Source organism: Undibacterium sp. WLHG33, from assembly GCF_049544815.1.
Classification (GTDB): Bacteria; Pseudomonadota; Gammaproteobacteria; order Burkholderiales; family Burkholderiaceae_D; genus Undibacterium.
On record NZ_CP186697.1, the window covers coordinates 2,514,316 to 2,528,262 of the forward strand.

Here is a 13,947-nt window from a genome sequence, read left to right on the forward strand (position 1 = left end):
GTCTTCTTTCATGCGTAGTCGTTCTTTGTTGGCATCTTTGTTGTTTGGTTTATTGGTTCCTGCGGTTGTACCGGCAGCACAGTCAAATGTGGTGGTCGTGCTGAATTCGCGTGATGCTACGGTCAGTTTGCTGGATCAGCAGACCTACAAAGAAATCAGTACCTTTCCTATCGGTAAAGAGCCGCACCACCTGATGGCGACGCCGGATAATAAATCTCTGATTGTGGCGAATGCGATTGGTGACGAGCTGGTGTTTCTGGATCCTAAGAGTGGTCAGATTCAACGTCGTATCAAAGATATTGCAGATCCGTATCAGATCGGTTTTTCACCGGATCAGAAATGGTTTGTCTCAAATTCACTGCGCCTCGATCGCGTTGATTTTTATAAATTCGATGGTCAGGATCTGAAGCTGGTGAACCGTGTTCCGCTGGCGAAGTTACCTAGCCACATGGCATTTGATGCCGCCAGCACGACCGTGTTCATTACTCAGCAGGGTAGTGATCAGGTGTCGGCAATTGATCTGGCGACGCAGAAAGTGAAATGGACGATTCCTGTCGGGAAGCTGCCAGCGGGTATCGTGATGACGCCGGATGATAAATATCTGCTGGTCGGCATCATGGGTAAAGATTACGTTGAAGTGATTGACTGGCGTACGCAAAAAACCGTCAAGCGTATCAAGGCCGGTGTTGGCACGCATAATTTCCGTGCGCTGGGCGATAAGCGCCATGTGTTTGTGTCTAACCGTACCTCGAATGAAATTAATATCCTCGATCAGCAAACACTGGAAATGGTCGGTAGTATTCCTGTTCCCGGTGGCCCTGATTGTATGGAAGTCAGCGAAGACGGTAAGACCTTATGGGCAACGTTGCGCTGGATTAAAAAAGTAGCGGTCGTCGATATTCCATCCAGAAAAGTCATCAAGCTGATTCCGGTTGGCCGCTCCCCGCATGGCGTTTTCTTTGCCAATCGTGCAGGCAACATCTAAGCACTGCCCTTACATTACAGCCGCACTGGCAGCCCTGATTCTGCCGGTGCAGAGCAGCGCCGCCGCTGCGACCGCGGCTGCTCATTCCGCCGCATGTAAGGGAACGATTTATCTGACCTTTGATACCGGCAGTCAGTCGCAGGCGGAATTGATTGCAGCAACCCTGCGTCGCCATCAGATCAAGGCCACCTTTTTTCTGGCGAACGAAAAAACGGTGCGTGACGATTATTCTCTCGATCCATCGTGGGCATCCTATTGGAAGACGCTGGCCAATGAAGGCCATGCGTTTGGTTCGCACACTTTCGATCACGTCTATGTGATCGGTGATTTGCCCGATGGCAGGATTGAAGTACGCCCGCAGTTCGGCGCTGATGCAGGAAAAAAACTGACGTGGACACCACAACAATACTGCAGTGAATTGCGCCGTGTGAACCAGCGCTTTCTGCAGCTGACCGGTCAGCAACTTGATCCCTACTGGCGCGCGCCTGGCGGTAAGCTGACGCCGAATTTATTGAAAGCGGGTGAAGCTTGCGGCTATCGCCATGTTGCGTGGGCGCCTGCCGGTTTTTCCGGCGATGAATTATCCAGCGAAAAATTCAGTAATGCGTTGCTGTTAAAACGCGCACTGGATCATTTGCGGGATGGTGATATTTTCATGGCGCACCTTGGCATCTGGTCGCGCAAGCAGGCCTGGGCACCGGAAAATCTGGAACCCTTGATTACCGGGCTTGAGCAAAAATCCTTTTGTTTTGCTACGCTACGCGAGCATCCTTCCTATACCACTGGCAAATAATGAATTTCATTGCTTACTTCTCAGATTTACTGACCAACTTGCAATCTTGGATTTTTCAAGCCATCGTGCAGCCGACGATGTTTTATCTCGGGTTGGGCGAATATGTAGAGGATTCGTTCGAGGGCGTTGAGTGGTTTATCTTTGGTGCTTTACAACTGATCATTCTGTTCCTGATTTTACGTCCCCTGGAATCGTGGATACCGGTACATAAAATCACTGATCGTTACGCCCGCTGGAACGATTTTATTTATACCGCCTTGCATCGCCTGGGCGCGTTTTCGATGGTGGTGTTTTTTCTGCTGACACCGGTATTTGATCATCTGACAGCGGTCTTGCATTTGCAGGGCGTCAATCCTTTTAACCTGGAAAATCTGTGGTCAGGTTTCTTGCAATATCCGGCCTTGCTGTTTATCGCATACCTGTTTGTACTGGATTTTTTTGATTACTGGTATCACCGTGCCAGTCATCAGTTCAACTGGTGGTGGGGGTTGCACATTCTGCATCACAGCCAGCGCAATATGAATCTGTGGAGCGATAACCGTAATCATCTGCTCGACGATTTTTTGCGTGATATTTACATGGGCATGATCGCGATAGTGATAGGCGTGGAACCGGGTCAGTATGTAATGCTGGTGATGGCATCGCAGATGTTGCAGAGCCTGCAGCATGCGAATGTGCGTATTCATTTCGGCCGGTTCGGTGATTATTTACTGGTATCGCCACGCTATCACCGTGTGCATCACGCGATTGGACTCGGGCATGAAACGCAGGGCAAAGGCACCTTGGGTGGGCACAATTTTGCCGTGCTGTTTCCGGTATGGGATGTGCTGTTTGGTACAGCCTTATTCAGTAAAGAATACGCCGAGACTGGCATCCGTGATCAACTGCCTGCACCGGATGGCTGCTCCCGCGATTATGGTCGTGGATTCTGGGCACAGCAATGGCTGGGTCTCAAACGCATGACTGGTATGGAAAAGGAAACGCACTCATGAATATTGCTGCGGTGGGTATCGCATGGGGGAGAGCGGTTGCGGCCCAATTACATGTTCACATGCTGCTGCTGACGTTTGCACCGTTTCTGGCTGCGCTGTTGATCTGGAGCATCGCCATGTGGTTTGGTCTGCAGGCGCTGATCGATTATCTGCAACTATGGTTTGCCGATCACAACAGTTTTCAGACTGCCGGCGACGTTCTGGGCATGATAGGCTTGTTTACATTGAAAGCGATGGTGGTGCCACTGGTCGCGATGTGGCTGCTGTTACCGCTGATGGTGTTTACTGCGTTGTTATGCATAGGTTTGTTTGCGATGCCTGCGATCAGCAAACATGTGGGGTCCCGCCATTATCCGCAACTGGAACAACGGCATGGTGGTTCTTTGCTCGGCAGCATAGGGTATTCCCTCAGTTCGTTTGTGATTTTTGCTTTCGTCTGGCTGCTGACATTGCCGCTGACTTTATTTCCCCCTGTGAGCCTGGTTTTGCAACCGTTGCTATGGGGTTGGCTGACTTATCGCGTGATCGTCTATGACGCGTTGGCTGAATTTGCCGATGCGGATGAACGTCGCGCGTTGATGAAGCAGCACCGCTGGTCTTTATTATTCATGGGAACGATTGCGGGTATATTCGGTGCCGCGCCGGGTTTGTTATGGCTGGGTGGTGTGATGGCGGTCATGTTCTTACCCGTGATTGCCGGGTTTGCGATCTGGCTGTATGTGCTGGTATTTGTTTTTTCCGGTCTGTGGTTTCAGCACTATTGTCTGGCGGCGCTGGCGCAACAGCGTGCGGCAGCAGCGTCATCGCCTGCTCTTGTACAATAAGCACATCGCGAATTTCAACTAAGGAACGCACATGGCTATCGGTCTTATTATCATCGGTGACGAAATTCTTTCAGGAAAACGGCAGGATAAGCACTTACCGCAAGTGATCGCCGCGCTGAATGCACGCGGTCTGCAACTGGATTGGGCAGAATACATCGGTGATAACCGCGAACGGATTACCGCGACCTTACAGCGTAGTTTTGCCAGCGGTGATATCGTTTTTTCGACTGGTGGCATCGGTGCCACTCCGGATGATCATACCCGTCAATGCGCTGCCGCAGCGCTGAATCTGCCGCTGGAGTTGCATACTGAAGCCAAAGCACTGATACAGCAACGGATACTGGATATGGCGGCGGAGGCAGGTAAGACCGTGGATCTGAACAGCCCCGATCATTTGCAGCGCCTGAAAATGGGCGAGTTTCCGCAAGGCGCGACGCTGATTCCGAATCCTTACAATAAAATTCCCGGTTTTGCGATACACCAGCATTATTTTGTTCCGGGTTTTCCGGTGATGGCCTGGCCGATGATAGAGTGGGTACTGGATACGTATTATTCCCATCTGTTCCATCAACAGGCAAGAGCAGAAAAAGCGGTGTTGGTGTACGAGGCAATCGAGTCGGTACTGACACCGTTAATGGAAGCATTGGAAGCGGAATTTCCGCTGATTAAAGTCTTCAGCCTGCCTAGTGTTGGTACTGCGACACAGCGCCGTCATATCGAGCTGGGCGTCAAAGGTGATCCGGAACAGGTCGAGGCTGCATTTATAAAAATGCTTGCAGGCCTTGATCATTTTCACTCTGAATACGTGCCGGTACCGCTGAGTTCTGACGCCTGATGCAAAAGATCAAGTTCACCCTGTTTTCGTTGCGCGACCTGATCATCGCGTTTGGCCCGGTGACACTGATGGTGCTGATCGTCTGCGGCCTCGGGTTCTGGCTGGTCGATCCGGCACCTCCGCGCATTATCGACATTTCCACCGGTCCGGAAAACAGTGCTTACGAACGTTTTGCCAAGTTATACGCGGCGGAGCTGGCGAAAAACCAGATTCAGCTGCGCTTTCAGACCTCGCAAGGTTCACAGGAAAACCTACAGCGCATCAGCGACCCAGATTCTGAAATCGAAGTGGGCTTCGTGCGTAGCGGCTCGACTGACCGCACGGATGCGGCGGAAAAAGGATTGATATCGCTCGGCAGTTTGTTTTATGAGCCGATCTGGATTTTTTACCGCGATAAAAAAGAATTCACGACCATCAGCCAGTTCAGAGGGCGACGCATTAATGTCGGCCCCGACGGCACCGGTGTTGGCCGTATTTTTGAGCAGATTTTATCGGTGAATAACATGAGTGCCGGCGATGTCAGTTTCCGGCATCTTGATGATACGCCTGCGACAGTGGCTTTTCTGGCGGGGCAATTGGATGTGCTGGTATTCAGCACCGCCAGCGATGCGCCGCTGGTGCAGATGTTGTTGCAGACACCCGGTGTGCGTTTGTTTGACTTTGTACAGGCCGAAGCCTATACCCGCCGTTTTCCTTATCTTTCGCAAGTGACGCTACCACGCGGCATCGTCGATATTGGTTTGGATTTACCTGCCCGCGATTATCACCTGATCTCACCGACGGCAACATTGGTTGCTCACGAAAGTCTGCACCCTGCATTGACTGGTCTGTTGTTGCAGGCAGCGGCTAAAATTCACAGTCGCGCGGACTGGCTGAGTAAGCAGGGGGAATTTCCTTCCGATCGTTACACCGAAATTCCGGTGTCCGGCGAGGCTGAAAAATTCTATAAGAACGGTGCACCGGTGCTGCAACGTTATCTGACGTTCTGGGTCGCGAATTTTATCGAGCGCATGTGGGTAGTGATCGTTGCGCTGGGTGCTTTGTTTTTGCCCTTATCAAAAATTATTCCCCCTTTATACGTCTGGCGTATCCGCTCCAGAATTTATCGCTGGTATGGTCAGTTACGTACGGTCGAGCAGATCATCGATAACCTGAGCAACTCGGATAAAAGAGCGACGCTGGAAAAACAGTTGAATTATCTTGATGAAATTGAAGACAAGGTGAACCGCATCAGCGTTCCCTTGTCTTATGCGGAGGAATTATATGGTCTGCGCAGTCATATCCAGTTTGTACGAACCCGGGTGCAGTCTTTGCTGAAAAGCAGATAATCCCTGCGTACCATCCATCACAGTGGAGCAACGGGTGACTGTATGCTCGCTGCCAGCAAATCCATAGCCTGGCGCAGAGTGTTGTCATCAATGTTCAGCATTTGATCACCGACATACCATTCAAACATGCAATAGCCCGGCAGCGCTGTATGCACTGCGTTGTTAAATAGCCAGATGCCATGTTCGCTGGCGATGCGGTTACGCAACTGTATCGCTGTGTCTTTGTCTGCCGGCAAATGCAGATGCAGCATATTGCAGTGAGGCGCGGCCGGATTCGTGATGAATGCCGGATAGTTTTTTAATACTTCATAGATTTCTCTGGTACGCTGAAAATACGCCGGCATTGCCGCAATGCGCTGATCGAACTGCATCGCAGCGGCAACGACATACGGTGTGCGCCGGAAAACGTTACCGCCTTGCCTGTGCATCCAGACTCTGGCTTTCGCGATGAAATCAGTGCGACCAGCAAGCATGGCACCGGCAAATCCGCCTATACCTTTGTAAAACGAAACATAGACACTATCGAAGCCTGCTGCGATGTTGTTCAAGGGCTTGTTGAAACCGCTGGCCGCTTCCCATAACCTTGCGCCATCCATGTGCAGGTGAATGTCTTGCTGACGGCAATAGGTTTTTATCGCATTGAGTTCTTCCCAGCCCGGTAATTGCCCGCCGATCTCGCGCAGCGGTAACTCATATTGTGCGGCGGCGATGTGTTCGGGCTGGGCTTGCAGGTCTTGCAGTGTCCACGGACGGTGAGGATTACCGATGTTCAATGCGGTGAAATAATGCATAGCCTGAAAGTTACTGCGTTCGTGCAAAAGCAGGTGTGAGGTCGGGTGCAGCGCAACCAGCGAACTGCCGCGTTCTTCGCAGGCCAGTTTTAATGCAATCACTTGAGCCATGGTGCCGCTGATGCAAAACATCGCGGATTCCGTTCCCAGCAGCCCGGCAATTTTTTTCTCAAAAGACTGTAAAAAATCGCCCTCACCATACACGTCATGCTCAATATTATTCGCTTCGCACCAGCTCGCAATCTGTGCAAAACTCTGCGCCGGGGTCAAGGCTTTATGACCGGGTAGGATGGTATGACAAGTGTTTTTCAGGGCGAGAGTATCGGCGTTATTCACATTTTTCTCCGGTCGGTTTTTTGCTTAATTTTTTGCTGAGATATCGTTCAGTACGCCGCTGACGAAGTATGCCGCGGGTTTTTGTAAAACTGAATGTAAGCTAAAATCGTTGTCTCACTCCACTTTGCAGAAGCCCTGAACATGAGCACGACGCCTACGCTTGCACCGCAGTTCTTAACGCCCTATGAAACCGGTAATCAGAATCAGACAGCCAGTTGGGACGAGTGCATACAATTCTATCAGCGACTTGCTGTTGAATTTCCCCGTACCTTACAGTTTTTTGAGATCGGTAAATCCGATGCAGGAAGACCTATTCATGCGGGTATTGTGACTGCAGATGGTGTGTTTGATCGTAAACAATTACAAAGTGAAGGCCGCCCCGTCTTTTTTAATAACAATGGTATTCATCCGGGGGAACCGGAAGGAATTGACGGCTGTATGGCGCTGGTGCGTGACTTTTGTCTGCAGCCAGAACGTCTGGCGGCATTAGGGCGAACCGTGTTTTTGTTTATCCCGGTATATAACGTTGATGGCTGCGTCAATCGTCAGAATACGTCGCGGGTGAATCAGGATGGCCCGGAAATGTTCGGCTTTCGCGGTAACAGTCTGCATCTCGATCTCAACCGTGATTTCATTAAATGCGATAGTCTGAATGCGCAGGTCTTTAACCGTTTCTTCAGTGCCTGGAGCCCGGATGTGATGGTCGATACGCATACGTCGAACGGCGCAGATTACCAGTACACCATGACGCTGATACAAACCCAGGCCGATAAGCTGGGAAATGGGCTCGGTGATTTTTTGCGCGAGACGATGTTACCTGCAATTTATACACAGATGAACGAACGCGGCTGGCCAACATGCCCATATGTGAATCCTGTGCAGGATATTCCGGATCACGGCATCGAAGATTTTCTGGAAACGCCGCGCTTTTCCACAGGTTACGCCGCGCTGCATCACACGATAGGTTTTATGCCTGAGACGCACATGCTGAAACCGTTCGCTGACCGCTACGCATCGATGCGGGCACTGGTCGAAACCGTGCTGGACTTCACCATTGCCAATGCAGCACAGATACAAACGCTGAGAGCGCAGGCCAGACAGGCTGCAGCAAGCAGCACTCATACTGCAGTCAGCTGGAAGGTAGATCGTAACCATGCTTCCAGTTTTCTCTTTAAAGGTTATCAGGCGGTATATCGTCCCAGTGTGATCGGTCATTACACGCGTTTAGCCTATGACCGCAGTCAGCCGTGGGAAAAGCCGATTCCTTACTTTAATCACTTTGTCAGTGATGTGACTGTTACTCGTCCCAAAGCCTATCTGGTGCCACAAGCATGGCGCGCGGTGATCGAGCGACTGCAATGGAATGGTGTGCAGATGCAGCGCGTCGAAAAAGTACAGATGCTTGAAGCACAGACTTACCGGATTGAATCTGTGCAGTCGCGTCCGAACGCGTATGAGGGGCATCTGTTTCACGACCAGCTGACGCTCGTCAGCCATCAGCAGACAGTGCAGGCTGTACCCGGTGACTACCTGATTGATCTTAATCAGCCACAGGCACGGTATGTGATGGAAACACTGGAGCCACAAGCGCATGACAGCTTTTTCCGCTGGGGATTCTTCAACAGTGTGTTGGAAAAAAAGGAGGCGTATTCCGATTACGTCTTTGAAGATACCGCGGCAGAAATCCTGCGCGACGAACCGGCTACTCTGGCTTTGTTTGATGCCTGGAAGCAGGGCCATCCCGAGTTGCTGAATAATCAGGAAGCAGTACTCGATTTTATTTTCACGCATTGCGAGCGCTACAGAGAACCAGAATGGCGTTGTTATCCGGTGTTGCGGATAATCTAATGTCGGTAACTTTTGCTTACATTTCAGATGAAACCGAATAGAATGTTTTCTTCGAAGTAATGTTGTTAATTTTCATCTGAGAATCTCTATGTCAAAACTGCTGGACTATCTGAATTATCTGGATCAAAACGCTGAAGCACGTGAAGCATTTGCTGCCAACCCTGTCGCTGCAATGGATAGTTTTGGCTTAAATGAAGAGGAAAAGAATGCGCTGCTTTCAGGTGATAAATCCAGAGTGGCCAAGGTGATCGGGATTGATGTGGCGAACCTGCCCACGCTCCAGACAGTTGAAACTACCCACTGATGTGTTTAGCGGCGTGCGCAATAATGAAGGCATTTACGAGGTTTTTATTATTCGGCGTAACGCTGCTCATCTCATTATGTTCGCAATCCAGTCTGGCTGGCACCGAAGAAAAAAACGATACGTTGTTAAAAATTGTCTCCCGGAGCTTACTCAATTCCCCGGGTGAGTCGCTCAGGAAATTAGACGAGCTGACGTCGCAGCAGAAGACTTTTTCTACTGAACAAAGAAATAGATTTTATCTTTTACGCGCGTCGGCGCTCGGTTTTCTCGGAAAACATCGCGAGCGTGTTGAATTTGTTCAGTCCGTTATCCCAGGTATTTCTGATATCGATTATCGTGCCCGATTCTTATACCAGCTATCGGATGGTTACATCAATTTGGGTGAGTACGAAAATGCGCTGAATTATATGAATCAGAGCATAGTAATGCTGCCTAAGCTGAAAAATAAAAATGCCAAGATTGATGTCTTGCAATCAGCGATTACTATCCTGAATTCATTGCGTGCATATGAGGAGTCGATGGAATATGCGCTGCGTCTGCCTGAGCTGGATCTGAATGAAATTCCAAGTTCCGCAAGCTGTCTGGGGATCGGTGATCAGGTTGAAATCAGTTTTTTAATGGGGCATCGTGAAAAAGCTAACGCACTGTTGAACAGTGCCATCGCGACTTGTGACCAGCAAAAGCTATTTTTCATTTCGCTTTTGATTAAAACAATTGCCAATATTGATGTGATTGAATCTGGTAATTATGCTCTGGGTATCAAATCCGGAATACCTTTGCTTGAAGAGTTAAAAAAAAATAGTCAGAGTTCTGATTACTTGATACAGCTGGAAACGGCACTTGCAAAAGCTTATCTAAAAACGGGAAAAACACAGCAGGCTGAGTTATACGGTTTAAACGCATATGCCCGGGCAAAAAAAGAAAATGTCGTTCTTTTACTGGAAAAAGCCAGTGAAATTATGGCGGATATCAAACGATCGCAGGGGCAGTATTTCGCCGCGCTGGAGTATGCTGACACCGCGCTGACTTTAAAAAATAAACTGCTTGATCAACAGTTGCAGAAAAATCTTGCTTACCAGCGTGTTAAGTTCGAGATTCAGGACAAAGCAAATCAAATGCTGGTACTCGAACAGAAAAACAAAATTCTCGATGTTGAAAAAAAATTAGAGAAAAAGAGCAATCAGAATCTGTTGCTGATTATCGCCTTGGTACTGTGTTTTATTTGTGTGCTGGGCGTCTGGTTGTGGAAAGTTATCAGACAGAAAAATATTTTCAAACGTCATGCAGAGCTGGATGGGTTGACGCAGATCAGCAATCGTTCTCACTTTATGAGTGTGGCTGAGGCAGGTGTTCAGCATCGTACCGCCGCAGTCACTCTGATATTGTTCGATATGGATTTTTTTAAAAATGTGAATGACACTTGCGGTCATGCTGCCGGTGACTGGGTGTTAAAAAGTGTGAGTCAGGCTGTTGCAAGCGTATTGCGAAAAAATGATGTTTTCGGGCGTATCGGAGGCGAGGAATTTGCTATTTTTTTACCCGCGACTGAGCAGGAAGCCGGCGTACAACTTGCAGAGCGCTGCCGACACGTGATCAATATGATAGACACCGAATCCCGTGGTATCCATTTTCCTTTAAGTGCAAGCTTTGGCGTGGCAACAATGACGGTTAACGCTGCTGCTGGTATTGATGGTTTCCTAGAACTGATGCAAGCAGCCGATAAAGCGTTGTATCAATCCAAAGCAGATGGGCGTAATCGCGTTTCCGTATTTTCATAAAATTCAATGTCACATAAAAAAGCAGGAAAATTAGTGTGTGTTGGCACTGGTATGCGCATGGCGGGACAATTGACGCCGTTGGCAAAAAGCTATATCGAATCATTTGACGTAGTGATCGCTGCCGTTCCTAACATGTTCACCCGCAAATGGTTGCAAGGTGTGGCGAAAGAGTATGTCTGTTTATTAGATCACTACGACGATACGAAAGTCGATGGCAAGACCCGGCGGGATACTTATCGTCGTATGGCTGATACGATTTTGCATGAAGTCCGGCGGGGGAAAAAAGTCTGCGCGGCATTTTATGGGCATCCCGGTATTTTCGCCTGCATCTCACACATGGCAATTGCTGACGCGCGGCAGGAGGGTTTTGAAGCGCATATGGAGCCGGGTATCTCTGCGCTGGATTGTCTGGTTGCCGATCTAGGAATCGACCCGGGAACCGTCGGCATGCAGTCGATGGAAGCCACGCAATTTATGATTTATCAGCGTCAGATTGATCCGACGGCTTTGCTGATTTTGTGGCAGATTGGTATTGCTGGCGATCTGACACTCAAACGTTTTGAAACAGAACCTGCGCATTTACAGATTATCGTGAATAAACTCATGAAAACATATTCGCCTGATCATGAGGTGATTTTTTATGAGGCTGCTACCCACCCGCTGGAGCAGACCAGAGCGGATAAAATTCGTCTCTGTGAATTGCCACAGGCGGCACTCAAGCAGATCACCACGCTGGTGATTCCGGCTGCAAAAAAGATGCAGATTGATCACGATGTCGTCGATCAGTTGCGAGCCTTGTCAGGTACCATACTTGCCTGAGCTTTAGCTGTACTGTTTTTACTGAAATAAAAAAGCAGCACAAATCAATTGCGCCGCTTTTTTTGTTCGCCAGTTTTAATTTGTCTGTGCATGCTGGCATGATATGAATAGAACGACGGTGTTGACGAATATTGCTGCAACGTAGTCTGGGTCGCGTTGTTTATTTTGTTGCTTGCCGCAGAGGATTCAGCAGTTCCCTGAGATTATTATGGTCAATCTCGTACATCAGTTCCAATAATCTGCCTATCTCTCCTTTTGGAAAACCTTCACGCGCAAACCAGCCCAGATAATGCCCCGGTAAATCGGCAATATACCGGCCTTCATATTTACCGTAAGGCATTTTCAGCGTCAGCAATCGTTGTAGGTCATCTGCCTGCATGGGTTTTTCAAAAGGCAGCTTAATTCCCGGCATTCTTATCGGCGTCTGATTTATTCATTTCTTTGCCCGCCTGATCCGGAGCGGAAGACTGTTCAGGCAGTATCGCTTTAACGGCTACGCTTTCCTTTTTTTCTGTCTCAGCTTCAGCCGGTGTTTGCACGCTATCGAGATAACGTTCGACCAGATCAAAAAACTGGTTATAAAACTGACCGGTCGGTATCGTCTCACTGGCGACTTTAACCATCGCATCATCTGTCGTACCGAACGGTAGGGATACGGAACCTATCGCGCTGACGCCGATACTGGCCGAGGTGTTACTCTTTTTCAGCGAATATCGATCACGTACGGCGTTGGCGAAGATGGTCGTGCTGTTGCTGCCCAGGCTGTTGGCGACGCAAACGACATTGAATTCGATTTCAGCATGGACCTCGGCATCGTGCTGGTATTTACGACGACCTTTGAGGATCGAAGGCTTCCAGTCACTGATCACGTATCCCTGACTCAGCAACGCTCGCCGGGCGGCTTCACACGCAGACTGTTCAGTACCTGGAAAGCTGCGCGTAAATACTCCACTGGCACCGAACTCTTCATGTTGCTGTGCCGGAGATTTAGTGGCAGAGCAGGCACTGACCAGATTCAGTGACAGTGCGACTGACAAGTATAAAAATAAACGACGCATTTTTAATCTAAACTTCATGTGAGCAGAGGCTGGTTTTACTATGATTTATCCTCAAGCGAGCGCCTCTTTTGCTGCTTCTTCCGGACTTAAACCATCAAAAAACAAATCGGTGAACCACTCAATTTGCTCTTCTATATGATCCTGTGCCTGTGCGATGGTCGCACCGCCAGCGACTAAAAAACCTTCGACTTCTGTGCACCATGCAATCAGTGCTTCGGTTTCCGGATCAAGTTCATTCTTTTTTGCCATGGTGTTTTCCTTCATTCAGCCTGCATTTTAACTGCTTGGCAGTACAAGCGTTGTTACAAGACTGTTACCAGATCATGTCGTAACGTATCAGTCCGGTTTTGCATCGTGTCAGCGCGGTTTTTCGATGACGTGTTCGGTCATTTTGTCATTAGAAACTGCCTGTAAACTGGTAGCGTTTTCCTGGGTGCCACATTGTGACAACAGTTGCAATCTTTCCCTTGGAACGGGTTTTTCTGTGCAAAACCAGACAAGTATCCTTGACTTCAATCTTTAACATGGCTGCAATTTGTTTTGACGGCATCATTGCTTCTATACGGTAATCGACGCCCTGCAGCGGTGCTACTGCAACCAGATATTCATTCGGCGTCATACTGGTGAAGTCCTGTTGCTGATAGTCGGGTGCAACACTGGAATTGACCCAGCGGTCTTCGACCTGAATCGCAACGTTGTCTTCAAAGTGGACGATGACTGAATGAAACAGGCGATGCCCGGGTTTGACCTGGAATTCATGCGCAAGTTGCTCGTTCGCCGGAACTTCTTTTAACAGATGTAACTCGCTGCGGTGCGCGTGTCCACGAGAACGGATCTCTTCGGCGATGCTTTTGATTTCCACCAGCGTCGCCTGGTATTTCTGCTGCGCGACATAGGTGCCCGAGCCCTGAATTCTGTGCAGGATCTGTTCGCTGGTCAGTTCGCGTACCGCGCGGTTGACGGTCATACGCGAAACGCCAAATTGCTCTGCCAGCGTAGCTTCGGATGGGATTACATCGCCTTCTTTCCAGGTGCCTGACTGAATTTCTTTCAATAAGTAATTTTTTATCGTCTGGAAAGCGGGGACATTGACTTGTACTTTTGGCACGGGATTCCTGCTGAAATGATGACGCTATTGTCTCACTAAAAATCCGCTTGCAAAAGTTGTATATACAACTTAAACTCAAAAAAACAAATGGGGCGACGCGGGTATGCGTCGCACCCTGCACACAATGTCCGGCGATATTTTCCGCACA

15 protein-coding genes are annotated in these 13,947 nt (G+C 49.2%); 10 read left to right on the forward strand and 5 right to left on the reverse strand.

Features of this window, described 5'->3' with window-relative positions:
* The first annotated feature begins 10 nt into the window (after window positions 1-10).
* Genes ACOTSW_RS11525 through ACOTSW_RS11550 form a run of 6 tightly spaced genes read left to right on the forward strand, consistent with a single transcriptional unit; the run spans window position 11 to window position 5,757 of the window.
* Window positions 11-985, forward strand: a complete 975-nt coding sequence (locus tag ACOTSW_RS11525) for a cytochrome D1 domain-containing protein (RefSeq protein ID WP_212678795.1) — start codon at window positions 11-13, stop codon at window positions 983-985.
* Entirely contained in the window at window positions 948-1,778 is an 831-nt protein-coding gene (locus ACOTSW_RS11530) for a polysaccharide deacetylase family protein (RefSeq protein ID WP_423679234.1), read from the forward strand. The genes ACOTSW_RS11525 and ACOTSW_RS11530 overlap by 38 nt, the downstream gene beginning before the upstream one ends.
* Window positions 1,778-2,770: a sterol desaturase family protein gene (locus ACOTSW_RS11535; RefSeq protein WP_423679235.1), complete on the forward strand. Its 993-nt coding sequence runs from the start codon at window positions 1,778-1,780 to the stop codon at window positions 2,768-2,770. Before ACOTSW_RS11530 ends, ACOTSW_RS11535 begins: the two co-directional genes overlap by 1 nt.
* On the forward strand, window positions 2,767-3,594 hold the full coding sequence (locus tag ACOTSW_RS11540; RefSeq protein ID WP_423679236.1) for an EI24 domain-containing protein: 828 nt from the start codon (window positions 2,767-2,769) through the stop codon (window positions 3,592-3,594). The genes ACOTSW_RS11535 and ACOTSW_RS11540 overlap by 4 nt, the downstream gene beginning before the upstream one ends.
* Before the next feature lie 31 nt (window positions 3,595-3,625).
* The gene (locus tag ACOTSW_RS11545; protein ID WP_423679237.1) at window positions 3,626-4,429 is read left to right on the forward strand and encodes a competence/damage-inducible protein A; all 804 of its coding nucleotides are present in this window, start codon (window positions 3,626-3,628) and stop codon (window positions 4,427-4,429) included.
* Window positions 4,429-5,757, forward strand: coding sequence for a TAXI family TRAP transporter solute-binding subunit (locus tag ACOTSW_RS11550; RefSeq protein WP_423679239.1), 1,329 nt, complete (start codon window positions 4,429-4,431; stop codon window positions 5,755-5,757). The genes ACOTSW_RS11545 and ACOTSW_RS11550 overlap by 1 nt, the downstream gene beginning before the upstream one ends.
* A gap of 17 nt (window positions 5,758-5,774) precedes the next feature.
* Here ACOTSW_RS11550 and ACOTSW_RS11555 read toward each other — a convergent pair whose 3' ends face one another.
* Window positions 5,775-6,884 (reverse strand): threonine aldolase family protein, encoded by a 1,110-nt coding sequence (locus ACOTSW_RS11555; protein WP_423679240.1) that lies wholly within the window; start codon window positions 6,882-6,884, stop codon window positions 5,775-5,777.
* Between the two features lie 141 nt (window positions 6,885-7,025).
* Between ACOTSW_RS11555 and ACOTSW_RS11560 the strand changes: the two genes are divergently transcribed.
* From ACOTSW_RS11560 to ACOTSW_RS11575, 4 genes are all read left to right on the forward strand, one after another.
* Window positions 7,026-8,732 carry a M14 family zinc carboxypeptidase gene (locus ACOTSW_RS11560; RefSeq protein ID WP_423679241.1) on the forward strand — a complete coding sequence of 569 codons (1,707 nt, stop codon included), beginning with the start codon at window positions 7,026-7,028 and terminating at the stop codon, window positions 8,730-8,732.
* Between the two features lie 88 nt (window positions 8,733-8,820).
* Window positions 8,821-9,036: a hypothetical protein gene (locus tag ACOTSW_RS11565; RefSeq protein ID WP_423679242.1), complete on the forward strand. Its 216-nt coding sequence runs from the start codon at window positions 8,821-8,823 to the stop codon at window positions 9,034-9,036.
* A 425-nt stretch (window positions 9,037-9,461) separates the two neighbouring features.
* The gene (locus ACOTSW_RS11570) at window positions 9,462-10,814 is read left to right on the forward strand and encodes a GGDEF domain-containing protein (RefSeq protein WP_423679243.1); all 1,353 of its coding nucleotides are present in this window, start codon (window positions 9,462-9,464) and stop codon (window positions 10,812-10,814) included.
* Between the two features lie 6 nt (window positions 10,815-10,820).
* The gene (locus tag ACOTSW_RS11575) at window positions 10,821-11,633 is read left to right on the forward strand and encodes an SAM-dependent methyltransferase (RefSeq protein ID WP_423679244.1); all 813 of its coding nucleotides are present in this window, start codon (window positions 10,821-10,823) and stop codon (window positions 11,631-11,633) included.
* A 160-nt stretch (window positions 11,634-11,793) separates the two neighbouring features.
* On the opposite strand, the gene ACOTSW_RS11580 is transcribed toward ACOTSW_RS11575, so the two are convergent.
* From ACOTSW_RS11580 to hutC, 4 genes are all read right to left on the reverse strand, one after another.
* The gene (locus ACOTSW_RS11580; RefSeq protein ID WP_423682302.1) at window positions 11,794-12,012 is read right to left on the reverse strand and encodes a DUF3820 family protein; all 219 of its coding nucleotides are present in this window, start codon (window positions 12,010-12,012) and stop codon (window positions 11,794-11,796) included.
* Between the two features lie 19 nt (window positions 12,013-12,031).
* Window positions 12,032-12,709, reverse strand: a complete 678-nt coding sequence (locus ACOTSW_RS11585) for a DUF2242 domain-containing protein (RefSeq protein ID WP_423679245.1) — start codon at window positions 12,707-12,709, stop codon at window positions 12,032-12,034.
* A gap of 33 nt (window positions 12,710-12,742) precedes the next feature.
* Entirely contained in the window at window positions 12,743-12,940 is a 198-nt protein-coding gene (locus ACOTSW_RS11590; protein WP_186883234.1) for a hypothetical protein, read from the reverse strand.
* Window positions 12,941-13,088: 148 nt separating this feature from the next.
* Window positions 13,089-13,799 (reverse strand): histidine utilization repressor, encoded by a 711-nt coding sequence (gene hutC / locus ACOTSW_RS11595; RefSeq protein ID WP_423679246.1) that lies wholly within the window; start codon window positions 13,797-13,799, stop codon window positions 13,089-13,091.
* Window positions 13,800-13,947: the final 148 nt, after the last annotated feature.

What these genes read in the sequence shown, in the direction of transcription:
- ACOTSW_RS11525 (WP_212678795.1), top strand. Translation starts at nt 11, where the DNA reads ATGCGTAGTCGTTCTTTGTTGGCATCTTTGTTGTTTGGTTTATTGGTT.
- ACOTSW_RS11565 (WP_423679242.1), top strand. Translation starts at nt 8,821, where the DNA reads ATGTCAAAACTGCTGGACTATCTGAATTATCTGGATCAAAACGCTGAA.
- ACOTSW_RS11535 (WP_423679235.1), top strand. Translation starts at nt 1,778, where the DNA reads ATGAATTTCATTGCTTACTTCTCAGATTTACTGACCAACTTGCAATCT.
- ACOTSW_RS11545 (WP_423679237.1), top strand. Translation starts at nt 3,626, where the DNA reads ATGGCTATCGGTCTTATTATCATCGGTGACGAAATTCTTTCAGGAAAA.
- ACOTSW_RS11530 (WP_423679234.1), top strand. Translation starts at nt 948, where the DNA reads ATGGCGTTTTCTTTGCCAATCGTGCAGGCAACATCTAAGCACTGCCCT.
- ACOTSW_RS11585 (WP_423679245.1), bottom strand. Translation starts at nt 12,709, where the DNA reads ATGAAGTTTAGATTAAAAATGCGTCGTTTATTTTTATACTTGTCAGTC.
- ACOTSW_RS11540 (WP_423679236.1), top strand. Translation starts at nt 2,767, where the DNA reads ATGAATATTGCTGCGGTGGGTATCGCATGGGGGAGAGCGGTTGCGGCC.
- ACOTSW_RS11570 (WP_423679243.1), top strand. Translation starts at nt 9,462, where the DNA reads ATGCTGCCTAAGCTGAAAAATAAAAATGCCAAGATTGATGTCTTGCAA.
- ACOTSW_RS11550 (WP_423679239.1), top strand. Translation starts at nt 4,429, where the DNA reads ATGCAAAAGATCAAGTTCACCCTGTTTTCGTTGCGCGACCTGATCATC.
- ACOTSW_RS11575 (WP_423679244.1), top strand. Translation starts at nt 10,821, where the DNA reads ATGTCACATAAAAAAGCAGGAAAATTAGTGTGTGTTGGCACTGGTATG.
- ACOTSW_RS11580 (WP_423682302.1), bottom strand. Translation starts at nt 12,012, where the DNA reads ATGCAGGCAGATGACCTACAACGATTGCTGACGCTGAAAATGCCTTAC.
- ACOTSW_RS11560 (WP_423679241.1), top strand. Translation starts at nt 7,026, where the DNA reads ATGAGCACGACGCCTACGCTTGCACCGCAGTTCTTAACGCCCTATGAA.
- ACOTSW_RS11590 (WP_186883234.1), bottom strand. Translation starts at nt 12,940, where the DNA reads ATGGCAAAAAAGAATGAACTTGATCCGGAAACCGAAGCACTGATTGCA.